General features: G+C 40.1%; 24 protein-coding genes. 7 read left to right on the top strand and 17 right to left on the bottom strand.

What is annotated here, in order from left to right; all coding sequences use genetic code 11:
- Positions 1 to 50: 50 nt before the first annotated feature.
- The 10 genes from R2Q78_RS09060 to pdxA all read right to left on the bottom strand — a co-directional run bounded on the left by R2Q78_RS09060 (position 51) and on the right by pdxA (position 8,981).
- Positions 51 to 1,661 carry a M28 family peptidase gene (locus R2Q78_RS09060; RefSeq protein ID WP_316791001.1) on the bottom strand — a complete coding sequence of 537 codons (1,611 nt, stop codon included), beginning with the start codon at positions 1,659 to 1,661 and terminating at the stop codon, positions 51 to 53.
- Positions 1,662 to 1,672: 11 nt separating this feature from the next.
- Positions 1,673 to 2,113, bottom strand: a complete 441-nt coding sequence (rpiB, locus tag R2Q78_RS09065; protein WP_316791003.1) for a ribose 5-phosphate isomerase B — start codon at positions 2,111 to 2,113, stop codon at positions 1,673 to 1,675.
- 45 nt (positions 2,114 to 2,158) lie between these two features.
- Positions 2,159 to 3,049 carry a twin-arginine translocase subunit TatC gene (gene tatC, locus R2Q78_RS09070; protein ID WP_316791004.1) on the bottom strand — a complete coding sequence of 297 codons (891 nt, stop codon included), beginning with the start codon at positions 3,047 to 3,049 and terminating at the stop codon, positions 2,159 to 2,161.
- Positions 3,050 to 3,130: 81 nt separating this feature from the next.
- A complete protein-coding gene (accC, locus tag R2Q78_RS09075) occupies positions 3,131 to 4,471 on the bottom strand; it encodes an acetyl-CoA carboxylase biotin carboxylase subunit (protein WP_316791005.1) in 1,341 nt (446 codons plus the stop codon).
- Positions 4,472 to 4,506: 35 nt separating this feature from the next.
- Positions 4,507 to 4,974, bottom strand: a complete 468-nt coding sequence (accB, locus tag R2Q78_RS09080) for an acetyl-CoA carboxylase biotin carboxyl carrier protein (protein ID WP_316791007.1) — start codon at positions 4,972 to 4,974, stop codon at positions 4,507 to 4,509.
- Positions 4,975 to 5,045: 71 nt separating this feature from the next.
- Entirely contained in the window at positions 5,046 to 6,035 is a 990-nt protein-coding gene (locus tag R2Q78_RS09085; RefSeq protein WP_316791009.1) for a beta-ketoacyl-ACP synthase III, read from the bottom strand.
- A gap of 8 nt (positions 6,036 to 6,043) precedes the next feature.
- On the bottom strand, positions 6,044 to 6,985 hold the full coding sequence (gene plsX / locus R2Q78_RS09090; RefSeq protein WP_316791010.1) for a phosphate acyltransferase PlsX: 942 nt from the start codon (positions 6,983 to 6,985) through the stop codon (positions 6,044 to 6,046).
- Between the two features lie 99 nt (positions 6,986 to 7,084).
- Positions 7,085 to 7,276, bottom strand: coding sequence for a 50S ribosomal protein L32 (rpmF, locus tag R2Q78_RS09095; protein ID WP_136837169.1), 192 nt, complete (start codon positions 7,274 to 7,276; stop codon positions 7,085 to 7,087).
- A 20-nt stretch (positions 7,277 to 7,296) separates the two neighbouring features.
- A complete protein-coding gene (locus R2Q78_RS09100) occupies positions 7,297 to 7,836 on the bottom strand; it encodes a DUF177 domain-containing protein (protein WP_316791013.1) in 540 nt (179 codons plus the stop codon).
- A gap of 65 nt (positions 7,837 to 7,901) precedes the next feature.
- Positions 7,902 to 8,981, bottom strand: a complete 1,080-nt coding sequence (gene pdxA / locus R2Q78_RS09105; RefSeq protein WP_316791015.1) for a 4-hydroxythreonine-4-phosphate dehydrogenase PdxA — start codon at positions 8,979 to 8,981, stop codon at positions 7,902 to 7,904.
- Positions 8,982 to 9,246: 265 nt separating this feature from the next.
- Here pdxA and rsmA point away from each other — a divergent pair, with 265 nt between their 5' ends.
- The 4 genes from rsmA to R2Q78_RS09125 all read left to right on the top strand — a co-directional run bounded on the left by rsmA (position 9,247) and on the right by R2Q78_RS09125 (position 11,995).
- Entirely contained in the window at positions 9,247 to 10,029 is a 783-nt protein-coding gene (gene rsmA / locus R2Q78_RS09110; RefSeq protein WP_316791017.1) for a 16S rRNA (adenine(1518)-N(6)/adenine(1519)-N(6))-dimethyltransferase RsmA, read from the top strand.
- Between the two features lies 1 nt (position 10,030).
- On the top strand, positions 10,031 to 10,960 hold the full coding sequence (locus tag R2Q78_RS09115) for a 2-hydroxyacid dehydrogenase (protein ID WP_316791019.1): 930 nt from the start codon (positions 10,031 to 10,033) through the stop codon (positions 10,958 to 10,960).
- A 156-nt stretch (positions 10,961 to 11,116) separates the two neighbouring features.
- Entirely contained in the window at positions 11,117 to 11,590 is a 474-nt protein-coding gene (gene greA, locus R2Q78_RS09120; RefSeq protein WP_136837174.1) for a transcription elongation factor GreA, read from the top strand.
- A 12-nt stretch (positions 11,591 to 11,602) separates the two neighbouring features.
- Positions 11,603 to 11,995, top strand: coding sequence for an HIT family protein (locus R2Q78_RS09125; RefSeq protein WP_316791021.1), 393 nt, complete (start codon positions 11,603 to 11,605; stop codon positions 11,993 to 11,995).
- Between the two features lie 100 nt (positions 11,996 to 12,095).
- Here R2Q78_RS09125 and R2Q78_RS09130 read toward each other — a convergent pair whose 3' ends face one another.
- The 4 genes from R2Q78_RS09130 to R2Q78_RS09145 all read right to left on the bottom strand — a co-directional run bounded on the left by R2Q78_RS09130 (position 12,096) and on the right by R2Q78_RS09145 (position 17,135).
- A complete protein-coding gene (locus tag R2Q78_RS09130) occupies positions 12,096 to 14,555 on the bottom strand; it encodes a mechanosensitive ion channel domain-containing protein (RefSeq protein ID WP_316791022.1) in 2,460 nt (819 codons plus the stop codon).
- 174 nt (positions 14,556 to 14,729) lie between these two features.
- Positions 14,730 to 15,779, bottom strand: a complete 1,050-nt coding sequence (locus R2Q78_RS09135) for a PAS domain S-box protein (RefSeq protein ID WP_316791024.1) — start codon at positions 15,777 to 15,779, stop codon at positions 14,730 to 14,732.
- Between the two features lie 196 nt (positions 15,780 to 15,975).
- Entirely contained in the window at positions 15,976 to 16,788 is an 813-nt protein-coding gene (locus tag R2Q78_RS09140; protein ID WP_316791026.1) for a heparin lyase I family protein, read from the bottom strand.
- A 122-nt stretch (positions 16,789 to 16,910) separates the two neighbouring features.
- Positions 16,911 to 17,135 (bottom strand): hypothetical protein, encoded by a 225-nt coding sequence (locus R2Q78_RS09145; RefSeq protein WP_316791027.1) that lies wholly within the window; start codon positions 17,133 to 17,135, stop codon positions 16,911 to 16,913.
- A gap of 65 nt (positions 17,136 to 17,200) precedes the next feature.
- On the opposite strand from R2Q78_RS09145, the gene R2Q78_RS09150 reads away from it, so the two are divergent.
- Positions 17,201 to 17,323 (top strand): hypothetical protein, encoded by a 123-nt coding sequence (locus R2Q78_RS09150; RefSeq protein WP_316791029.1) that lies wholly within the window; start codon positions 17,201 to 17,203, stop codon positions 17,321 to 17,323.
- Between the two features lie 8 nt (positions 17,324 to 17,331).
- Positions 17,332 to 19,701: an ABC transporter permease gene (locus R2Q78_RS09155; protein WP_316791031.1), complete on the top strand. Its 2,370-nt coding sequence runs from the start codon at positions 17,332 to 17,334 to the stop codon at positions 19,699 to 19,701.
- On the opposite strand, the gene R2Q78_RS09160 is transcribed toward R2Q78_RS09155, so the two are convergent.
- The gene (locus R2Q78_RS09160; protein ID WP_316791033.1) at positions 19,702 to 20,028 is read right to left on the bottom strand and encodes a nucleotide pyrophosphohydrolase; all 327 of its coding nucleotides are present in this window, start codon (positions 20,026 to 20,028) and stop codon (positions 19,702 to 19,704) included.
- A gap of 144 nt (positions 20,029 to 20,172) precedes the next feature.
- On the opposite strand from R2Q78_RS09160, the gene R2Q78_RS09165 reads away from it, so the two are divergent.
- On the top strand, positions 20,173 to 20,688 hold the full coding sequence (locus tag R2Q78_RS09165; protein WP_316791035.1) for a DinB family protein: 516 nt from the start codon (positions 20,173 to 20,175) through the stop codon (positions 20,686 to 20,688).
- Here the strand turns inward: R2Q78_RS09165 and dtd are convergent.
- Positions 20,672 to 21,124, bottom strand: coding sequence for a D-aminoacyl-tRNA deacylase (gene dtd / locus R2Q78_RS09170; RefSeq protein WP_316791036.1), 453 nt, complete (start codon positions 21,122 to 21,124; stop codon positions 20,672 to 20,674). The two genes, R2Q78_RS09165 and dtd, sit on opposite strands and share 17 nt — an antisense overlap.
- A 10-nt stretch (positions 21,125 to 21,134) precedes the next feature.
- The gene (gene rsgA / locus R2Q78_RS09175) at positions 21,135 to 22,055 is read right to left on the bottom strand and encodes a ribosome small subunit-dependent GTPase A (protein ID WP_316791038.1); all 921 of its coding nucleotides are present in this window, start codon (positions 22,053 to 22,055) and stop codon (positions 21,135 to 21,137) included.
- Positions 22,056 to 22,168: the final 113 nt, after the last annotated feature.

The raw sequence follows: 22,168 nt of genomic DNA on the forward strand, positions 1-22,168 counted from the left end.
CATAAAAAAGCCTGCCGTTTAAGGAGGCAGGCTTAATAGATATTTTCTATTTAGTTTTTAGGAGTTCCGTCTTCGTTTTTATCTACGCGGGGTCTTTTGAGCCCATTAGCCAGTTCCCATGCTGTAAAGTAAACAAGTTTGGCTCTTTTCGCTAGCATTGGGAAGTCGATCTTACTAATCTCATCACTCGGCTGGTGGTAATCTTCGTGAACCCCATTGAAATAGAAGATCACAGGGATACCATGTTTTGCAAAGTTGTAATGATCAGAACGGTAATAGAATTGATTAGGATCGGTACGGTTGTTATACCTTTCATCCAGAGTAATATTTACATAATCTTTATTTGCTTTTTTGCCGATCTTATCAAGATCAGTACTCAGCATATCTGATCCTATGATGTAAACGAAGTTATTGTCAGTGGCATGGTCTTTATCACCACGGCCAATCATGTCAATATTTAAGTTCGTAATCGTATTTTCTAATGGGAAAATAGGATGTTCAGAATACCATTCAGAGCCTAAGAGACCTTTTTCTTCACCGGTAACGGTCATGAATAAGATACTTCTTTTAGGACCTTTACCTGCCTTCTTAGCTTTTGCAAATGCCTCTGCGACCATTAGAACTCCTGTAGTTCCTGAACCATCATCGTCAGCTCCGTTGTTTATTTTGTCGTCACCTTTAGCATTTGGAGTGATTCCGATGTGGTCGTAATGACCAGTGATTACCAGAACTTCATTTTTCAATTTAGGGTCAGAACCCTCAAGAAATCCAAGCACATTTTCAGCCCTTACCTTTTTTTCTACCTTATTTGCTGATGCAGAAATGCTGATTTTCAAGTTCTGACTGGCAGGTTTACCTGTTTCAGAGATGTTCTTTTTAAGGGCATCAATGTTAGTATTTCCGGCGGAAAGAATTTTGTTGGCCAGGGTAGTTCCAATAGTGATGACTGCAAGACCTTGTGGAGTGTTTAAGCGATCCATATTCTCTTTAGTCTTCATGACCATTTGCTCGGAAAGCAGATAACCTTTCAAGTTGTCAGGCATATTATCCATTGCGGGGTCGATTGCCAAAACAGCCAGGGCTTTTTGTTCAGTCAGGTATTTAACTTTAGCATTGAAAGCCGAACTTGCATTTCTTGATGTAGTTCCTGATGTGCTTTCTCCTTTGGGATCGCCGGCTTTGAAAAGTAATACAACTTTTCCTGCCACGTTTTGACCTTCGTAATCGTTATAACCTTCTTTTGTAAGGCCATAACCTACGAACAAGACGTCATTCGTGTTGAAAGAAAAGCCTTTCGCAGAAACAGACTGCGGCATGTTGTAAAAATCTTTCAGGGGCTCTCCAGGCTGTCCGTCTACAGTTAAGATCTGTGACAGACCATAAGTAACCATATCAATCGACTGAAAATAATCACCATTTACAGGTCCTTTAAGACCGACGCTTTTAAAGTGGTTTCTAATGTAGTCAGCAGCCATCCATCCGCCTTTTTTACCCGTTTCTCTACCCTCATATTCATCAGATGCCAATACTGATAAATGCTTGAAGGCATTGTCTTTTGTAATGGTCTCACTAAATTTTACCGCGTCTTTATTTTGTGCTACCGCCGTACAGCCCATAAGAAGCAGGGTAAGTACGGTGTGTAAAAAGTGCTTTTTTATCATTTCTCTAGATTTTAGCATGATATTTTTCCAACTCTTCCTGCATGTCTGCCACCTTCAAATTCGGTGTTGATGAAAGTAGTAGCCATCTGTTGTGCAAGTTCCTCTGAAACAAACCTTGCAGGAATGCATAAAACATTGGCATTGTTGTGCTGTCTTGCAAGTGCAGCGATTTCATCCAGCCAGCAGATCGCTGCACGGATACCCTGGTGTTTATTTGCTGTTATCGCAACGCCATTTGCACTTCCGCAAACCAATATGCCGAATGTGTATTCAGTGCTTTCTACAGCTGATGCTACAGGGTGAGCAAAGTCCGGATAATCAACAGATGCCAGAGAATGAGTTCCGAAATCTTTCACCTCATAATCAGAAAGGTAAGATTTTAACAACTCCTTGTATTCAAAACCAGCGTGATCTGCACCAATGGCAATTTTAATTTTTTTATCTGTTGACATTTTCAAAAATATATAGAATAATAACTACTAAACGTAAATTTTTTGTTAGGCATTTACTTTACTTACACCGTAAAGTTCCTTGTTCCTTTTTTTCTCAATATTGGCTGATATAAAGATACTTCCCTCATAAAGTAAAAATAGCGGGAAGGCTACAACCAGCATGGTAATGATGTCTGGGGTAGGGGTTACGATTGCCGCAATAATGAGAATAACGACAATTGCATATCTTCTGCTTTTACGCATGAATGCCGGAGTCATCACCCCAATTTTGGAGAGGATGTAGACCACCACAGGCAATTGAAAGATAACTCCGGAGCCTATGGTCAGTGTTGATATTGAAGAAAGATACGATGTGATGGTAAATGTGTTTTCAATATCAGAACTAACGGTATAATTGGTCAGAAAGTTAACAGACAGCGGACAGATGATAAAATAGCCAAACATTAGTCCGATAAAGAACAATGTAGATGCGAAGAATACGAATCCACTTGCAGATTTACGTTCTTTGTCATGCAATGCTGGCTTGATGAAAAGCCATAATTCAAATAAAAGATAGGGAATACCCAGAATGATGCCAACCATCACACATGAGTTGATCTGCAGTGTAAATTGCCCTGCCATCTCCGTATTGATGATCTTTGCATCTATATGCGTGATGCAAAAATCAGAACTGATCAGATTTGGAAATGCAGCAGTAAGCTTACACATCATTCTGTAAGTCCAGAAATCTGGATTTTTTGGGCCCATGATCACATCATGAAATATAAAATCCGAGAACCAGAAAGCACCTCCGGTAAATATGACGACAACTAAAAGACCTCTTAACAGATGTTTCCTCAACACATCGATGTGGTCGAAGAAAGACATTTCAGCTTCTAATGTTTTTCCTTTTTCTTTAATAGCACTTAACAGGCCTTTTTTCTTAGTATCACTCATGTAAGTTATTTGTAAACAAAAATACCATTCTTGTTTTATTCAGAATGGTATTTACGTTAAATCTTATAAATAGATTTAATTCTATTCTGAAAATTCGAAGGTTTCCATAAACTTCGTGGTAAAATTACCTGCTCTAAAGTTAGGATCTTTCATCAATTTTAAGTGGAAAGGTATCGTAGTTTTTACACCTTCGATTACGAATTCGCTCAGGGCTCTTTCCATTGTGCTGATTGCCTCTTCACGTGTTTGCGCAACGCAGATTAGCTTAGCAATCATAGAATCATAATTGGATGGGATCTGATAGCCTGCATAAACATGCGTATCAACCCTTACACCATGACCACCCGGAGAGTGGAAGTTGGTGATTTTACCCGGACATGGTCTGAAGTTATTGAATGGATCTTCAGCATTGATCCTGCATTCAATCGCATGCATATCAGGCATATAATTTTTACCTGAGATCGGAACTCCGGAAGCCACTTTAATTTGTTCTTTGATCAGATCGTAGTTGATTACTTCCTCCGTTACCGGATGTTCTACCTGAATTCGGGTATTCATTTCCATGAAATAGAAGTTGCGGTGTTTGTCTACCAGGAACTCGATAGTACCCGCGCCTTCATATTGTACAGCAATTGCTCCTTTGATAGCAGCATCACCCATTCTTTCTCTTAGTTCCGGAGTCATGAAAGGAGATGGCGCTTCTTCAACCAGTTTCTGGTGACGGCGCTGTATTGAACAATCACGTTCAGATAAATGGCATGCTTTACCATATTGATCTCCAATGATCTGGATTTCAATATGACGTGGATCCTCTATATATTTTTCAAGATACAATCCGTCGTTTCCGAATGCTGCACCAGATTCCTGTCTTGCGCTGTCCCATGCATTTTCAAAATCTTCATCTTTCCAAACCACGCGCATTCCACGTCCACCACCACCGGCAGTAGCTTTCAAAATTACAGGGTAGCCCATCTCATTGGCCAATACAATGCCTTCTTTCACACTTTCCAACAAGCCTTGGGAACCAGGAATAGTCGGAACACCAGCGTTCTTCATCGTTTCTTTAGCAGAAGCTTTATCTCCCATAGAATTAATTTGCTCAGGAGTGGCCCCGATAAATTTAATTCCATAATCACGGCAAACAGAAGAGAATTTTGCATTCTCAGATAAGAAGCCATAACCAGGGTGAATTGCATCAGCATTTGTTAATTCCGCAGCTGAGATGATGTTTGGGATGCTCAGGTAAGAGTCTTTACTTGGCGGAGGGCCAATACATACAGCCTCATCGGCAAAGCGAACGTGCAGACTTTCGCGGTCCGCAGTCGAATATACCGCTACTGTTTTAATGCCCATTTCCTTACAGGTACGGATGATACGCAAAGCGATTTCGCCCCTGTTGGCAATTAATATTTTCTTAAACATATATTTGATATAGTGTTATTTGCTTTAAGCAAATATTAAATTGGTTCTACTAAAAATAAAGGCTGATCGTATTCTACAGGTGATGCATTGTCAACAAGGACTTTTACAATTTTACCTGAGACTTCACTTTCAATTTCATTGAACAGCTTCATTGCTTCAATGATACAAACTACTTTACCGGTAGAAACTTCATCACCAACATTTACAAATGATGCTTTATCCGGTCCTGCAGAACGGTAGAATGTACCGATCATTGGAGATTTAATGGTAATGTATTTTGAAGTATCGTCAACTGCAGCTACCGGTTTCACTTCCGCGGCAGGCGCAGCAGGTATAGCAGCCTGAACTGCAGCAGGAACAGGGGGAGCCATGGTGACTACTGTTGTTGCCGGAGTTTGATTTGTTTTAATAGTTATCTTGAAGTCTTGCTGCTCAATAGCGACTTCATTTACGCCAGAACGAGAAACAAATTTAATAAGTTCCTGAATTTGTTTGATATCCATTTTTTGGTGTTATTTTATGAAAACAATGTGTTTTTAGAATTAACTAAGTTATGATTAATTATTATAAAAGCTTAATAAGCCCATTTTAAGTATACAGAGCCCCACGTAAACCCTCCGCCAAATGCAGCAAGTATAATGTTATCTCCTTTTTTCAACTGACTTTCCCATTCCCATAAACATAGAGGAATTGTGCCGTTAGTTGTATTACCATAACGTTGAATGTTGATCATTACTTTTTCAGAGCCGACACCCATTCTTGACGCAGTGGCATCGATGATTCGTTTGTTTGCCTGATGGGGCACCAGCCATTTTACATCGTCAGATGTCAATTGGTTGCGTTCCATGATCTCTGCAGCTACATCTGCCATGTTGGTCACGGCAAATTTAAATACAGCCTGACCTTCCTGGTAAACTACATGTTCGTTGGCATCAACAGTTTCGTGCGAAGCTGGTCTTGCCGATCCGCCTGCTTTCTGATGTAAAAATTGTCGGCCTGCGCCATCACTTCTCAGGATAGAGTCCATCACCCCTAGTCCTTCCTCATTTGGCTCCAATAAGACTGCGCCACATCCATCACCAAAGATGATGCAGGTAGTTCTGTCTTCATAGTTAATGATCGATGACATTTTATCACCGCCAACTACAAGTACTTTTTTATGTTTCCCGGATTCAATAAACTGAGCTCCAGTGGAAAGTCCGTAAATAAATCCTGAGCATGCAGCCTGAAGGTCATAGCCCCAGGCATTTTTTGCGCCGATTTTGTCGGCCAGTATATTTGCTGATGCGGGGAAGGGGAGATCTGGAGTGGTTGTACAAAAGATAATCAATTCGATTTCTTCTGCTGTAATTCCGCGCTTCTCAAGTAATCCATTCACGGCATGAACAGCCATGTCTGATGTGCCTAATCCTTCACCTTTTAATATTCTTCGCTCTTTTATGCCGGTTCTGGAGGTTATCCATTCATCCGTAGTGTCTACAATTGACTCCAGTTCCTTATTGGTAAGTATATACTCGGGAACGTAGCCATTAACAGCCGTAATCGCAGCGTGAATTTTACTCATCTTATCTATTAATTATTAAATGCAGCCTGTATTTTACCTACCAAGCCAGTAGTAATCATATCCCTCGACTGTAAGATCATATTCTTTACAGCAGTGGGGCTAGATATTCCATGGCCAATCACGACTGGTGCATTTACACCAAGAACCGGACTTCCGCCATAGTTTTCATAGTTAAAGCGGTCAAAGAACTCGTCTTTCAACCCCCTTTTTAAAGTCAATACGTAAAATGATTCTGCAAGTTTAAGCATCACATTGCCTGTAAAGCCATCACAAACAATTACATCAGCTTTTTCATTAAACAGGTCCCGGCCTTCAACATTTCCCACGAAGTTGAAAAGATTGGTATCTTTCATTAAAGGAAAAGTAGCCAGACTAAGCATGTTGCCCTTTTCATCCTCTTCGCCAATGTTCATTAAAGCTACTTTGGGATTGTTGATCTGCATGACATATTCTGCATATAAACTGCCCAATACCCCAAACTGAAGCAGGACATCCGGTTTGCAATCTGCATTGGCACCAACATCGAGCATCAGACCAACGCCACCTGAAAGTTTAGGAAGAAAAGTTGTAAGGCAAGGCCTAATGATCCCGGGAATAGTTTTTACACTAAACACAGCGCCAACAAGCATTGCGCCAGAGTTTCCGGCACTTGCAAATGAATCCAATTTACCTTCTTTCAGTAAATTGAAGCCTACAGCAATACTTGAATTGGGCTTTTGAAGAATAGCCTTAGTGGGATGTTCACCCATACCAATCACCTCTTCAGTATGAACATACTCAAAGAGATCCGGATCGAATCCGTTTTCTGATATTAGGGGCTTAATCTGCTGAGTATCACCAATGAGTACGATTTGCTCATCCGGAGATAACAATGGATGGGCAGCTATTGCTCCTAAAACATTTGCTTTAGGAGCATAGTCTCCGCCCATTATATCGAGACCTATTTTCATAGTAAAAAATCAGTTTGTGTAGAAGGCAAAATTGCCTTTGTTTCCAATCTCTAAAGTTAAACTTTCAAAGACTTAAAACACAAACTATTTTTCAGAAAATTAACCTATTGATGTGCTTTCAATAACCAATTTGCCGTTGTAGTATAAATTACCATCAACGTTGTAAGCGCGGTGTGGTGTATGGATTGCACCTGTTGTTTGACAAGTAGCTAAAGAAGGAGCTTCTGCTTTATAGTGAGTTCTTCTTTTATCTCTTCTACTCTTAGAAATCTTGCGTTTTGGATGTGCCATTGCTGATTTATTTAATTATTTTATTTTAATTTTTTTAATGCTGCCCAACGTGGGTCGTCATTTTGTTGTTTTTCTTCTTCTCTTTGCGTTCCTGATGAAAGACTTTCCAGTCTCGCTATCATTTCCTGGTCGCATTGCTGACCAGATTCACCGTTTTCCTCACATATTTTAATATAAGGAACAGATACCGTAATGAATTCGTAAATCAATCCTGAGATATCGATCTCACTTTCTTTTTTACTTAAGGTAATGATCTCCAGATCATCACTTTCCAATTCATCTTCAGCAAACTTTACAATCTGCCTTTCCTGTATCTCAATCGGCGAGTTAAATTCTGCCAAACATTTATCACAATCCAATACTATTGTCCCTTTAATGTGGAACTGCAGGATTAGCATGGTTTCCTGTTTGTCTAATTCAACTTCTGCCTTTAAGTTTCCTTTTTTAACTAAAGAGTACTCAAAAGCATCAAAAAAGCTGTTATCAATCTCAAAGTCAAACTGATGTTTGCCAATTTTTAAGCCTGTAAATGGGATTGAAAATTGTTTTAATGGTTTCAATTGTAACAAAATTTTAGCCCGCAAATGTATGGATTATTTTAATTGCGTGCAAATTCTTTTTTATCCTAATTTGCGTCGTCCTTTAAGTCAAATGCAGTCTCTACCAGCTTGCCCCCGCTTCTCAGTTGATTTCTGAGTAGATCTTCCTGTTCCCTTCTGTTTTTTACAATATGTATTGCTGTAAAAATCGCTTCTATAAAAGAAGAAGGATCGGCAATGTTCTTTCCTGCAATATCATATCCTGTTCCGTGATCTGGTGAAGTGCGTACAAAGCTCAGTCCGGCACTATAGTTAACGCCAGAGCCAAAAGCAATTGTTTTAAAAGGAACAAGTCCCTGGTCATGGTACATGGCCAATACAGCATCAAATTGTTTGTAGCTTCCTTTTCCGAAGAAACCATCAGCAGGAAATGGTCCGAAACAAATAATTCCCTTGTCAAACGCTTCCTGGATAGCAGGACTGATGATGGTTTCCTCTTCTTTTCCCAGCAGTCCATTGTCTCCTGCGTGTGGGTTCAGGCCTAAAACGGCAATTTTTGGTTTTTCAATCCAAAAGTCCTTTTTCAGACTTTCATTCATCAACTGCAATTTCTTTACAATTTTCTCTTTAGTAATGCTTTTCGGTACATCACCCACCGGAATGTGTCCGGTCACTACACCCACACGGATATCGTCGCTCAGCAGAAACATAAGCACATCGTTGCTTTTGCTTTTTTCCTGAAGATATTCTGTGTGTCCGGGAAATTTGAAAGTATCTGATTGAATGTTGTGTTTATTAATTGGAGCTGTTACGAGTGCATCGATATGACCATTTACCAGATCTTCCGTTGCTTTTTCCAGCGACAATAAGGCGTACTTGCCTCCAATTTCATTAGAAACACCAAGTTCGATTTTTACATCTTCTTCCCAGCAGTTGATCAGGTTTGCTTTTTTTGGATTCGCTGCATCAGGACTGTTGATTACATTGAATGCAAAATCGCTAATCCCTAGTGCTTTCCGGTGATATGAGGCAACTTTGGTATGTCCGTAAACTATCGGAGTACAGTAGTCAAATATTTTGGTTTCCGACAAGGTCTTCAAAATAACTTCTAATCCGATCCCGTTTACATCACCTATGCTTATGCCAATTTTAATTTTGTTGCTCATCTTCAAATAAAAATTTAGCGCAAATTACAGAATTTCGCCATAATGTAGACCCCTTACGGTAAAACTTTACTTATTTTGCACGGAGTGAGAGGAAGGGAAGTTTAGCAGATTCTGACAAGATTTACTTGTCTCGCCGTCATCCTGAATTTGTTTCAGGATCCCGCAGATGCTATTTTAGCCTTCTCAAACGGGATCCTGAAATAAATTCAGGATGACGAACGTACATTTACGACCGTCTTGCTTATAATAATAACAAAAAGAAAACATGAGTTTGGTAAAGGCAAAAAAGCATTTAGGGCAACATTTTTTAACTGATAAAAAAATTGCAGCAAAGATTGTAAACGGCCTGGTACACACTGATCAGTACAAACAGGTACTTGAGGTTGGTCCGGGGATGGGCATTCTTTCCGATATATTACTGGAGCGTCAGGACCTGGAAACTTATCTGATAGATATAGATGTGGAATCTTATCATTTTCTACAGGAAAAATATCCTCAGTTGGGAAACAGGCTCATTAATGGTGACTTCCTGGCCCTAGACCTGTCTTCAATTTTTCCTGAAAAATATGCGATCATAGGTAATTTTCCTTACAACATCTCATCTCAAATCCTTTTCAAAGTGCTTGAAAACAGGATAAATGTAGTGGAAATGGTGGGCATGTTTCAGAAAGAAGTGGCCGAACGCTGCGCTTCCAAAGCAGGCACCAAGGATTATGGCATTTTAAGTGTACTGATACAAGCCTACTATGATATAGAATACCTGTTTACGGTAAAGCCGGGAACGTTTAATCCACCGCCTAAAGTAAACTCAGGGGTCATCAGATTGAGCAGAAACGGTGTAGAGACATTGCCGTGTGATGAAAAACTGTTCTGGCGTACCGTAAAGGCAGGATTCAATCAAAGAAGAAAAACACTTAGGAATGCCCTTTCAGGAATAGTTCCTAAAGATAAAATGGACGATCATATCTTTTTTGATAAAAGAGCTGAACAACTGACCGTTCAGGACTTTATTGCATTGACCGAGCATCTAACACAACTTTCCAAATAAAATGAACAAAGGAAAAATACTTATTGTTGATGATCTTCATCCTGCTTTTAAAGAAGCAGCCATTCAAATGGGGTATGGAGTTGATGATATGCCATTAATTACAAGAGCAGAGACCTTATCCGTTATAAAAAATTATGAAGGTATTGCTGTGCGTACAAAATTTTTGATTGATCAGGAATTGTTGGAATTGGCGGCAAATCTAAAATTTGTTGCCAGGGCAGGTGCCGGGCTTGACAATATTGATGAAGTTTATGCTGTTAAAAAAGGGATTCATCTATTAAATGCACCCGAAGGAAATAGCGATGCAGTAGGTGAACATGCTATTGGGATGCTGCTTTCCCTGATGAACAATTTTCGCAAGGGAGACATAGAAATCAGAAATGGCATATGGGATAGAGAAGGTAGCAGGGGGTATGAACTAAAAGGTAAGACTGTCGGAATTATTGGCTACGGTCATATGGGTCAGCGCTTTGCCAGGAAACTTTCCGGCTTTGAGGTGAATGTGATTGCCTATGATAAATATAAAACGGGGTTCTCTGACCAGTATGCGAGAGAGGTGAGCATGGAAGAGATCGTAAAGCACAGTGATGTATTGAGTCTTCACATTCCTCTGACTGCTGAAACCAGGCAAATGGTCAATGAAGAATACTTTTTTCATTTCCGGAAACCCATCTTTTTCATCAACACAGCAAGGGGAGAGGTGGTGGATACAAAAGCAGTTTTAAAAGCCATCCATCAAAATACAATCCTGGGAGCAGGGCTGGATGTATTACAAACAGAAAAATTCCCGGCATTGGCACAACAGGATTGGTACAATGAACTCATTCAATCAGGTAAAGTAATACTAACCCCACATGTAGGGGGCTGGACATTTGATTCCTACAGAAAAATATCCGAAGTACTGGCAGAAAAGCTAAAAAGGCTTTCCTAACGGTATAATCAACATAACCAGATCATTTTAATTGAATAATTTGGTTTTATGGTAATACCACATTATCTTCGTTACAATTGAAGCAAGACTATGTAGGTTAATAACCGATATAGTCTTGTTTGTTTTTTAGACTAACTAATAAAAAATTAATGAGCTATGACAGAGGTGACCTATTATACCCAAGATGGTTTAGATAAACTGAAAGAAGAACTGCAGTATTTAAAAACTACCGGAAGGCAACAAATATCTAAAGCGATAGCCGAAGCAAGAGATAAGGGTGATCTTTCTGAGAATGCAGAGTACGATGCTGCAAAGGAAGCACAAGGCTTACATGAAGCCAAAATTTCCAAGATGGAAAATACACTATCTACCGCCAGATTGATAGATGAATCGAAGCTTGACCTTACCAAGGTGCTTGCGCTTTCGATCGTAAAGATCAAAAACATTAAAAACGGCGCTACAATGTCTTACCAATTAGTAGCAGAATCAGAGGCTGATTTAAAGACAGGAAAGATTTCTGTGAAATCACCAATTGCGCAAGGTTTACTAGGTAAGTCTGTGGGTGATAAAACTGAAATTCAGGTTCCCGCCGGAAAAATTGAATTCGAAATATTAGAGATCAGCAGATAAATCCAAAAAATTATGTCAAGTATCTTTTCAAAAATAGTAAGCGGTGAAATCCCGGCACATGTCGTAGCTGAGACTTCTGAGTTTTTGGCCTTTCTTGATGTAAACCCATTGGTAATGGGCCATGTACTCGTTATTCCTAAAAAGGAGATTGATTACATCTTTGATATGGATGAAGAAAGTTATTTCGGGTTGACACTATTTGCTAAAATTGTGGCAACTGGTTTAAAAGAAGCTTTTCCATGTAAAAAAGTTGGAGTTGCAGTGATCGGGCTTGAGGTGCCACATGTGCACATTCACCTGATTCCTATGAATAACGTGAGTGATATGAACTTCAGTAAAGAGAAGCTGAACCCGACTCAGGAAGAACTTGCAGAGGCAGCAGCAAGGATTAAAGGCGCGCTTTAATACACTCGTCATTCTGACCGGTCGTCATCTCGAACATCGTGAGAGATCTCTTAAATAGCATAACCAAGAGATCCCTCGGTTCCTCGGGATGACGGCCAGTTTACATACTGCTTTTTTTGTGCTCTCCGGTATCCGGTATGCTTTTAATATAAACATCTTGCTGAGGAAAAGGAATGTTGATACCCTCAGCTTTAAATACCGCGTTGATCTGCGCGATCACATCACTCCTCAACGAAAGGTATTCCTTAATATTTCTGGCCCAGTAAATCACCTCTATCTCAATTGCAGAGTTCCCAAATTCTTTAAAGAAAGCATCAGGAGGCGGGTATTGAAGTATCCTTTGGTCTTCCTCTAAAATTAGTTTAAGCTGGGCTTTTACATGCTCCAGATCGCTGTCATAAGCAATACCAATTACCAGGCTGCATCTTTTAATGTTTTTTCCCATGCTGTAGTTGATCAGTTGCTGACTCAGCAACTCGCCATTTGGAATAATAACATTAGGACCATCAGAGCTTGAGACAATACTGCTTCTGAAACCTATCGATTTCATGGTGGCAATTTTTCCATTGACTTCAATCGTATCCCCAACATTTACCGGCCTTTCAAATGATATGATCAATCCGCTGATTAAATTGTTTACAAGGCCCTGTAAACCTAAGCCAACACCTACGCCCAATGCCCCAAGTATAATCGCAAATTTGTCCATCGGGATGCCGGCAGCGGCAAAGGCAAAGAAAAGCCCTAATGAAATGATAAATATTCTTATAATCAGCAGCCAGCTCCCTAATCCAGTCTTTTTTCGTTTATCAGCACCCTGATGCAAGAGGTCTGGTTCTGAAGCAAAGTATGAAACGAGTCTGGAGAGAATAAAGGAACTGATGATTATGATCACGAAGACCAATAACCCCATGATAGAGAAACTGTAGCTTCCTATCGTCCTATCGGAAGTTAGAAAATCAATAAATGGCCCGGACAGCTTTCTGAAACTGTAAAAATTTCGGGCTACCAATGTGATCCATCCAATAATGAATATCAAATACAAAGGCCATGGCGCATTTTCGCCTACTCGATCAAAATTTACATAGAAGAGTTTCGGAGTGGGCTGTTTATATGCTTTGAAAGCCAATGTAAGTCCCTGATTAATTAATCTGATCACCCATAAAAAGAGAATGGCAGTTAGTACGCCTACATATCCGCTTATCAATAGCGTTTTGGAAATGTTAAAACGGCCAAATAAGTTGAACAGCACGGCGGATGCCTGCAATATCAGCAGGAAAATAATGGCATATTTTATCTTTTTTTCCCGCAGGTCAAATCTGTGAGCAGAGTTTAATATAAACGCGGTATAAATGGCGCCACTTAATGAAAGGATGAACATGATGTAACGTTCTATCCTAGACGCCTGGAGTACCATATTGTCTATGCTGGCGACCAGGAAGAATAAGATAATCACTGTCCAGAACCTCTGCCAATAAACAGTGATATGGCCCTTAAAAATGATCCAAAGACAAATGGCTGAAATGATCCAGAGACCCAAACTAAATATAAACGGAGCCGACGGGAACATAAACTGGAAGATAGATATGCTGATTAGTGTCGCAGATAGTAGTGGATGGCGGATCACCAGTTGATCCATATAATCATCATTCAACAGCTTCTCTTCGCGCAACTGGTGTTTTAGCGACCTTAAAAAATACCAGGAACACAAGATGATGGCAACTAGTATGAGCAGTGTAAATTGGTGGTTTTCGAGGTAAAACTGAAGCATTATACTTTCTTTTGCTAAAGAAAACTCCAATATCTGTTTGATGGGGCGGGACTGCGTTGGTTTATCCCACAGGTTTGGAAATTCACGCTTAAATCTGTTTGCAGATAGTTTGGCACTGTAAATCTCGATGTCTTCCTGGACAGCCTTAAGTTCAAAAGCAAGTATATTGGTTTTCAATTGTAACTCTTCCAGGTTACCCACTGTTTTTTCAAGCACAGTATCTACCGGAGACATTTCTTTGTCCGTCACATACATCCGCTTAATAAATTTTACCAGTGCTGCAGAATCATCAGGGAAAGCAAATAACGAAGGGTCAGTTAAAAGAGAGTCGGTTTTAAATTTTGCCACGGTCAATTTTGTACAGTAATCATCCAGAAGCTGCTTCCTTTTATCTAGTCTGGAAGAGAGTTCTACGAGTAGAGCAGATGATACGGCCAGATTTCTTTGGGTCTGATTACTACCCTGGTTAATCCAAATCCCTTCTTTTATCAGTTCCAGCAATTTTTTTGTCTGTTGCAGGAACTGATTTAAACTATTGGTATCTACAGCTTTTTTTAGCAGAAGTTTAGCTTGATGATTTAGTTTCCTTATGGATTCAAGAGCGGCGATTTGTTTTCTGGCATCCTGTTCTTCCTTGAACTTTTTCCGGCTTTCAACTTCTCCATCAGCGCCTATTTTTTTTACTTTTTTTACAAATGGGGATTCAGTAGTGTTAGTTTGGGTGGTGCTGTCTTGCTGTGCAAAGGCTGGTCTAATTAACAACAAACTGAATAAAAGCAGGAAGAACTTCATGGTAAATGATATTTGCCATTAAATTAAAGAAATAATACGATAATTAAGAATACCGCTTCTTTGTTTGGTTGAGATTAGGTTAGGTTTTGATCAGAGTTTAGCTGGCTAAAGAGGTGTTTAGCCAATGAATGTGGGGTAAACCCAACCAAAACTTAGAAAAAGAACGTTTTACTACTAATAAAGGTCTTTGATCTTATCATTGATGAGGTGTATGACCCCATCTAGTTCCTGCGTGCATTTTTCTATCATTTGAATAAACTCGTCCTTTTCTTTTGAATCTGAAGTTTGTTTAATTAGGTTCATTAATCCTAAGATCGAAGCCACAGGTCGTCTTATTTCATGCGAACTAATCCATGATATTTCACGCAATACAGCGTTCTGACTTAAAATCTCACTTTCAGACGCTACCCGACTGCTGACATCACGGAAATTGCAGACGATTGCATTGATATGTTCATCTGCAAGCATGTTGGTGAATACGCATTCCAGCCAAATATAGTGACCATCATGATGAAGAGATCGATAAGTGATCTCGATCGGCTTAACGGGGTTCTGAAGTACTTTATTAAATGTATTATCTACCAGTGCTTCGTCATCCGGATGTATAAGTCTACGTATATTACTATTTAGTTGTTCATTGCTCCAACCGCTGATGCGTGTCGCCGATAGACTCCTAAAAAACACATTGAAATTTCTATCCAGCAGGCTAATGCCGTCATGGCTATGCTCAATCAATTTTCGAAAGCGAAGTTCATTGGCGACGATCTTGCTGGTCTGTTCTTTAACCCGGCGTTCAAGTTCAAGATGCATTGCCTCACGCTGATCTTCAACGATCTTGCGCTCAGTCTGGTCGCGGGTCATTTTTGCAAATCCGATATGCTGTTCATCATGATATACGGGCGTAAAAACAATGTTGGCCCAGAAAAGTGAACCATTACGTCTTATACGCCAGCCTTCACTTTCATAAGTGCCGTTTTGCAACGCAAGATTAAGGTTGTGCTGTGGTTCATTATTTAGGATATCATCAGGAGTATAGAAAATTGAAATGTGTTTGCCAATGACATCTTTACCCTGATAGCCCTTGATCCTGGCGGCTCCGTCGTTCCACGTGAGGATATATCCCTGGGTATCAATCATGAAAATGGCATATTCTTTAACACTGGCTACCAATAACTGGAATAATGCGCCATCAATATGAGGAGAAAAAATGGAAACATTTTGCATCGTGATCGTTAATTGTTAATGCAATTTAATATTTTTTCTCAACAGTCAAATCTCTTTTCGTTTAGTGGTGAAAAAAAACTTTCCAAACGATGGCAAAGCTTTGAGCACGACTTTGTACATGGATAAGTCGACGGTGGCATAATGGCAATGAAGATGCTGCTCCGCCTTTTAAACAGCTTTTTTTAAAAAAATACTTTTAATTGAGCCGGATAATCCGGATATCATCATGATAGGCAATCCGTGTCAGGCCTTCCTGAATTCCGTAAATACCCCATTTAATATAGCCTATATTCCCTACAGCGGGGTTGCCGGCAAAAGTGGCATAATTGGTTTTCTCGTCCACTATTGTAAAGCTATGTCCCGGCAGTTTCATGTAGGTTCTGATGTAGCCTGTGGCATCAAGCGTCCATTTGGCATCTATCCTGAAATGTATCCATTGGTTTATATAAGGACGTACATCTGCAAGGAAATTATACACCCTTATATTGTCTGCATACCTCAAACGCAATGCATTTCTTGCAACACGCACCTGAAGCGGGACGCCGGATCCGGTGGTCGAATTACCCGATACTTTTAACTGGAATATATTAGTTTCATGAATTGCACCACTCAGCCAGGGAGTCCAGTCTTTCAGCAATACACTAAATTCATAACGACGTTCGTCTCCGGGAGCAAAACGGGCAGCGGGTAAAGCCACGGCATCTGATTCGCTCCTGTAAGCGCCATCAGAATAATAAGCGGTATCTCCATATACTACTTTATGGGCTATTGCATAACTGCCTTTGGCACCTGGCTGCACCATATAGTTGGCGTCGACAGCACTGGCATGAGTGCTACTTATGCCCGTAACTCCCGAACTGAGCGTACCGCTTTCGTAATTTACATTCAATACAGTATCGCCGGGCAATGAAGTCATCTCCATAGGATCAGTAGTTTGTTTGGAACAGGAAATAACAGCTCCAACCATGGCCATTAGGGCTAATGAGCAGCGAAATGGGTATAGGTTCATACTTTTAGATTTAGGGTTTATAAATAGGTTTGATAAGCCCAATTTAAATATAAGCTGCCTAACGAAGTTCTGAATTTGTCCTAAATAGTTCTGAATTTGATGAATGGGAACACAGATCCTGCCTACAAAACTTTCCTGTTTCTTACATGCTCGGCGAGTTCATAACCCGTTCCTTCTTCTTTTTCCGTATTTTTATCTTTTAAAAACAGCAGAACTATTAAAGATATGATTGGCATCAGGAAAGAAATGAAAAACCAGAACCAAAAGTTTCTGCCCTGGCTTTTTGCCAATATTCCTGCGACAAGCTGGGGAATAATCATGAAACACAGTAAGAGTAGTTCTGGCATTTGCTGTTGAGTTGATGTCTGCAAATCTCGTAATAAACCGGTAAATTTTATACGAAATAGACAAGATGTTCGAATTCGCACATTGTACTGTTCAGATCCGTACATCTTTGACTGCAAATGCCTATTTTAGAAGTTGTATTGTGCATTTTGCCAATGGCACAGCGATTGAACCTACCGCAGGTAAATAACTACCATCATGTTTAAACATCATCTGCTGCTGATCTATAGAAATTTTAAACGGTATAAGAGCTCTTTTTTTATCAACCTGATTGGTCTTTCGGCAGGTCTTTCCTGTGCATTGCTAATTTACTTGTGGGTAAATGATGAAATACAAATGGACGGCTTTCACAGCAAACAGCTCTATCAGGTGATGGAAAATGAACACATCACAGAGGGCGTAAATACAGTAGATGGTACACCGGGTATTCTGGGCGAAGCAATGGAGAAAGAAATGCCAGAGGTGGAGATGGCAGTAACCGCATCGCCTACTTACTGGCTGGCCAAAAGTAAAATCTCGACGGAAGGGAAGCCAGCCATCAATGCTTCAGGTAAATTTGCCAGTCCTGATTTTTTCAAAATGTTCTCATTCTCCTTGCTTAAAGGTGATGCAGACCAGGTGCTTAGTGGAAAGAATTCCATTGTTGTTTCTGAAAAACTGGCGATGAAGCTATTTCGCACGACGGATGTAATCGGTAAAGAGCTTACATGGAGCAATCCAGATATAAAAACTGAGAATCATGTGCTCATATCTGGTGTTTTTAAGGATATTCCGGCGAGTTCATCAGATCAGTTTGATTTCCTTTCTTCCATTGATGTTTTTTTTAATGTAGCTACCAACTATAAAAAATGGGGTAATTATGGTCCCAATACTTTTGTGATACTTAAAAAAGGGACTGATGTTCAGCGTTTCAACAAAAAGATCAATGGCTTTTTAAAAACTAAAGGGCAGACTACGCATACGCTATTTGTCAGGCCTTTTGCAGATGGTTATTTATACAGTCGGTTTGAAAATGGAGTAGTGGCGGGTGGTCGTGCAGATTATGTAAAACTATTTTCTCTGATCGCCATCTTTATCCTGGCCATTGCCTGCATCAATTTTATGAACCTTTCTACGGCCAAAGCATCCAGAAGGTTAAAAGAGGTGGGGGTGAAGAAGGTATTGGGTGCGCCAAGAAGCTCACTGATAATGCAATATATGGCCGAATCCTTAATGCTTACTTTTATTGCATTGTTCATTTCGCTGTTGGTGGTAGAGCTTTTGCTTCCCCAATTCAACGTTATTGTGGGCAAGCAGCTTTCTCTGCATTTCAGCTGGATGCTCGTTATCTCTTTGTTGGCGATAGGTGTTTTTACCGGGCTGGTATCGGGAAGTTACCCTGCACTGTATTTGTCGGGACTTAAGCCATCTGCTGCATTAAAAGGTAAACTAAGCCTAACTGTTGGTGCTTTGTGGACCCGGCAGGGTCTGGTGGTTTTTCAGTTTACACTTTCGGTAGTGCTAATTGTGGCGGTATTCGTAATATATCAGCAAATAGAATATATACAGACCAAAAATCAAGGATATAAAAAGGACAATGTGCTGTATTTTGAGGCCGAGGGTAAATTTAAAAACAATGTGGATTTTGCATTGAAAGGCATCAGGGAAATACCAGGTGTTTTAAATGCGTCAAGTATCGACAGGGAATTGCTGGGGGATCTGAGCTATACTTTTGGTGACTTTAGCTGGGAAGGGAGAGACCCTAAAGAGGTCATTAAGTTCCAACGTGCTAATGTCAATACCGGGCTGATAGAAACTTTGGGGATAGAGATGGCAGCCGGACGTAGTTTTTCAAGTCAGTTTGGTTCAGATACTTCAAAGATCATCATCAACCAGGCAGGGATAAAAGTGATGCGCTTAAAAGACCCGGTGGGTAAGGTGTTCAATCTTTGGGGTAAAGAACTTCAGATCATCGGAGTAATTAAAGACTTTCATTTCGAATCGATGCACGAGCCTGTGAAGCCAATGTTCTTAAGATATATCCCCGAAGGTACCAATAGAATTATGGTAAAAGTGAGCACTGGAAAAGTAAAAGAAGTAATAACTGAACTGAAAAGATTCAATGCCACCTATAACCCTGGATTTAATTTTGACTTCAAGTTTCTGGATCATGATTTTCAAGCCTTATATGCTGCTGAAAATAAGGTAGGGGTATTGTCAAGATACTTTGCTGTGCTCGCAATTCTCATCTCTTGCCTTGGCTTGTTTGGTCTCGCTACATTTACCGCAGAAAGAAGATTGAAAGAAATTGGCATCAGAAAAGTGCTGGGAGCGAGTCAGTTTAGTGTAGTTTATATTTTATCTAAGGATTTTACCAAACCAGTCATCATTGCAATACTGATCGCATTGCCCCTGAGTTATATCATGACGAAATACTGGTTGGATTCTTTTGCCTACAGAATAGATCTGCAACTATGGTACTTTGCCGGTGCCGGTTTGCTGGCCTTAATTATTTCTTTGCTGACTGTATCCATGCAGGCTGTAAAGGCAGCAAACATAGATCCTGTTCAGTGTTTAAAAGCTGAATAATTATTGCAGCTTTTCATTGTTCCTGTGTCTGTCTGCATCACGGATGCTTTTTTTCTGCAGATTCTTTTCCATTGCAGTGGTCAGGTCTATTCCGGTCTGATTGGCCAGGCATATCAATACAAAAAGCACATCAGCCATTTCGTTTCCAAGATCTACAGCTTCGTCACTTTTTTTAAAGGATTGTTCACCATATTTCCTGGACATGATCCTCGCTACCTCTCCAACTTCCTCCATTAAAATTGCGGTATTGGTAAGTTCATTAAAATAACGGATGCCTGTGGTGGTAATCCATTGATCTACGGTTTCCTGTGCTTCTTTTAGAGTCATATGTTAAATCCTGATTTCAAATATACTGATATGAGTCGCTATTTACCCCCTAAATTGTCGTATTCATACAAGTCCGGTTTGGGACTGATCCTATAACTTTACAACTACATCAACCAATGCAGGTTTTATGAAATTTAAATCACCATGGAGACTGAAAACATTAAATCATTGAAAACGTCATTTGAAGAACTGATACAAATTCTTTCGGATCTGGACCAGCAGCAACTAAATGAGGTGCCGTTTGAGGGGAGCTGGACGGCTGCGCAAGTAGGGGATCACTTGTTCCAGTCTTATGAACTCATTGATATATTAAAGGAAAATGTGGTTCCAACAAGCAGGCCAATTGACCAAAAGGTACAGGGGATTCAGGAGTTGTTTCTGAATTTTGAAATGAAGTTTCAATCGCCGGTATCCATCCTGCCATACAGAGGGGTTATTGATAAAGCAGAACTTTTGCACGGACTGAATTGCCGGACAAAGCAGCTGACTGATTTTGCGGAATCTAATGATTTATCCCTGACTTGTACAGCCTTTGAATTTCCCGGATTTGGAACCTTAACAAGATTGGAGTTATTGATATTTATTGACGTGCATACAAAAAGACACACTCATCAGCTCAGGAATATCATCGCTTGCTTGCAGCCTATTCCTTATTCTTAGTATCGATGGTAATGGTGACCGGACCATCATTTACCAGGCTGATCTTCATGTCAGCACCAAATATCCCGGTTTGTATCTGTTTGTTAAGCAGAGCTGAAAGCCTTTTGACCATACTTTCATATAAAGGTATGGCATGATCCGGTCTGGCGGCTCTTGTGAAGCCCGGCCTGTTTCCCTTTTTAGTGGATGCAAAGAGTGTAAACTGACTGATCAGCAGGATATTTCCTTCAATGTCGGCCAGTGACTTATTCATTAGCCCATTTTCATCACCAAATACACGCATGGCAGCAATCTTCTGTGCCAGCCATTCTAAGTCCTCCTGTGTGTCTGCATCTTCGATACCCAGCAACACCATAAATCCCGTATCAATAGATCCTGTTACGGTATCCTCAACTGTACAACTTGCTGAAATGACTCTTTGGATTACTGCTCTCATAAAACACTTTCTAAGCCCTCGTCTCGTTACCGTTATAGATACTCAGGTAACTCTCATACCTGCTCAGCTCTATTTCACCTTCTTCTACACCTTTGATCACTGCGCAGCCGGGTTCATTAACATGCCTGCAGTTGTTAAACCTGCACTGGTTCATAAGTGCCCTCATTTCTCTGAAATAATGGCCCAGCTCTTCTGGTCTGATGTCGAAGATACCCAGTTCGCGGATACCCGGAGTATCTATCAGGTATCCTCCAAAAGGCAAAGTATGCATTTCTGCAAAGGTGGTAGTATGCTGTCCTTTATCGCTGGATTCAGATATTTCACCCGTCTTGATATCCCTGCCCGGAAGCAATGCATTGATCAGACTGGATTTTCCTACTCCCGAATGTCCGGAAAATAACGTTGTTTTATCTTTCAGCAAACTTTCAATCAATGGGATATTTGTTCCCTCCAGGGCTGATACTGAATAGCACGGATAACCTATATTCTCATAAATGCTTTTGTACTCATCTAAAATAGCCAGACCTTCTTCATGAAACAGATCGAGTTTGTTAAATATTAGAACAGCGGGTATATCGTAGGCTTCTGCCGTAGCTAAGAAACGATCTATAAAACCTAAGGAAGTTCTTGGTGATGCCAGTGTAACCACAAGAAATGCCTGATCCATATTTGCCGCAATGATCTGCGCCTGCTTAGATAGGTTAATTGATTTGCGGATGATGTAATTTTTACGTTCATGCAGTTTATTGATGACGCCCTTGTCTGAATTTGGTTCGAGTTCAAAGTCTACCTGATCGCCAACAGCAATAGGATTTGTGGTTTGAATTCCCTGAATTCTGAACTTTCCCTTGATCCTGCAATCATAGTCTATGCCATCTTCGGCATGTACCTGATACCAGCTTCCTGTTGATTTTATTACTAATCCTTGCATATAATGCCGTAAAGGTAAGAATTCATAATCCAATTAAATATTTTTATAATCTCTTGCTAATTAGAAAAATATAACTTTACTTTACATCATAGCACAGTTAGTGTAAAAAATAC

Source organism: Pedobacter frigoris (assembly GCF_032678645.1).
Taxonomy (GTDB): Bacteria; Bacteroidota; Bacteroidia; order Sphingobacteriales; family Sphingobacteriaceae; genus Pedobacter; species Pedobacter frigoris_A.

What these genes read in the sequence shown, in the direction of transcription:
- R2Q78_RS09060 (WP_316791001.1), bottom strand. Translation starts at nt 1,661, where the DNA reads ATGATAAAAAAGCACTTTTTACACACCGTACTTACCCTGCTTCTTATG.
- rpiB (WP_316791003.1), bottom strand. Translation starts at nt 2,113, where the DNA reads ATGTCAACAGATAAAAAAATTAAAATTGCCATTGGTGCAGATCACGCT.
- tatC (WP_316791004.1), bottom strand. Translation starts at nt 3,049, where the DNA reads ATGAGTGATACTAAGAAAAAAGGCCTGTTAAGTGCTATTAAAGAAAAA.
- accC (WP_316791005.1), bottom strand. Translation starts at nt 4,471, where the DNA reads ATGTTTAAGAAAATATTAATTGCCAACAGGGGCGAAATCGCTTTGCGT.
- accB (WP_316791007.1), bottom strand. Translation starts at nt 4,974, where the DNA reads ATGGATATCAAACAAATTCAGGAACTTATTAAATTTGTTTCTCGTTCT.
- R2Q78_RS09085 (WP_316791009.1), bottom strand. Translation starts at nt 6,035, where the DNA reads ATGAGTAAAATTCACGCTGCGATTACGGCTGTTAATGGCTACGTTCCC.
- plsX (WP_316791010.1), bottom strand. Translation starts at nt 6,985, where the DNA reads ATGAAAATAGGTCTCGATATAATGGGCGGAGACTATGCTCCTAAAGCA.
- rpmF (WP_136837169.1), bottom strand. Translation starts at nt 7,276, where the DNA reads ATGGCACATCCAAAACGCAAGATTTCTAAGAGTAGAAGAGATAAAAGA.
- pdxA (WP_316791015.1), bottom strand. Translation starts at nt 8,981, where the DNA reads ATGAGCAACAAAATTAAAATTGGCATAAGCATAGGTGATGTAAACGGG.
- rsmA (WP_316791017.1), top strand. Translation starts at nt 9,247, where the DNA reads ATGAGTTTGGTAAAGGCAAAAAAGCATTTAGGGCAACATTTTTTAACT.
- R2Q78_RS09115 (WP_316791019.1), top strand. Translation starts at nt 10,031, where the DNA reads ATGAACAAAGGAAAAATACTTATTGTTGATGATCTTCATCCTGCTTTT.
- greA (WP_136837174.1), top strand. Translation starts at nt 11,117, where the DNA reads ATGACAGAGGTGACCTATTATACCCAAGATGGTTTAGATAAACTGAAA.
- R2Q78_RS09125 (WP_316791021.1), top strand. Translation starts at nt 11,603, where the DNA reads ATGTCAAGTATCTTTTCAAAAATAGTAAGCGGTGAAATCCCGGCACAT.
- R2Q78_RS09130 (WP_316791022.1), bottom strand. Translation starts at nt 14,555, where the DNA reads ATGAAGTTCTTCCTGCTTTTATTCAGTTTGTTGTTAATTAGACCAGCC.
- R2Q78_RS09135 (WP_316791024.1), bottom strand. Translation starts at nt 15,779, where the DNA reads ATGCAAAATGTTTCCATTTTTTCTCCTCATATTGATGGCGCATTATTC.
- R2Q78_RS09140 (WP_316791026.1), bottom strand. Translation starts at nt 16,788, where the DNA reads ATGAACCTATACCCATTTCGCTGCTCATTAGCCCTAATGGCCATGGTT.
- R2Q78_RS09145 (WP_316791027.1), bottom strand. Translation starts at nt 17,135, where the DNA reads ATGCCAGAACTACTCTTACTGTGTTTCATGATTATTCCCCAGCTTGTC.
- R2Q78_RS09150 (WP_316791029.1), top strand. Translation starts at nt 17,201, where the DNA reads ATGTTCGAATTCGCACATTGTACTGTTCAGATCCGTACATCTTTGACT.
- R2Q78_RS09155 (WP_316791031.1), top strand. Translation starts at nt 17,332, where the DNA reads ATGTTTAAACATCATCTGCTGCTGATCTATAGAAATTTTAAACGGTAT.
- R2Q78_RS09160 (WP_316791033.1), bottom strand. Translation starts at nt 20,028, where the DNA reads ATGACTCTAAAAGAAGCACAGGAAACCGTAGATCAATGGATTACCACC.
- R2Q78_RS09165 (WP_316791035.1), top strand. Translation starts at nt 20,173, where the DNA reads ATGGAGACTGAAAACATTAAATCATTGAAAACGTCATTTGAAGAACTG.
- dtd (WP_316791036.1), bottom strand. Translation starts at nt 21,124, where the DNA reads ATGAGAGCAGTAATCCAAAGAGTCATTTCAGCAAGTTGTACAGTTGAG.
- rsgA (WP_316791038.1), bottom strand. Translation starts at nt 22,055, where the DNA reads ATGCAAGGATTAGTAATAAAATCAACAGGAAGCTGGTATCAGGTACAT.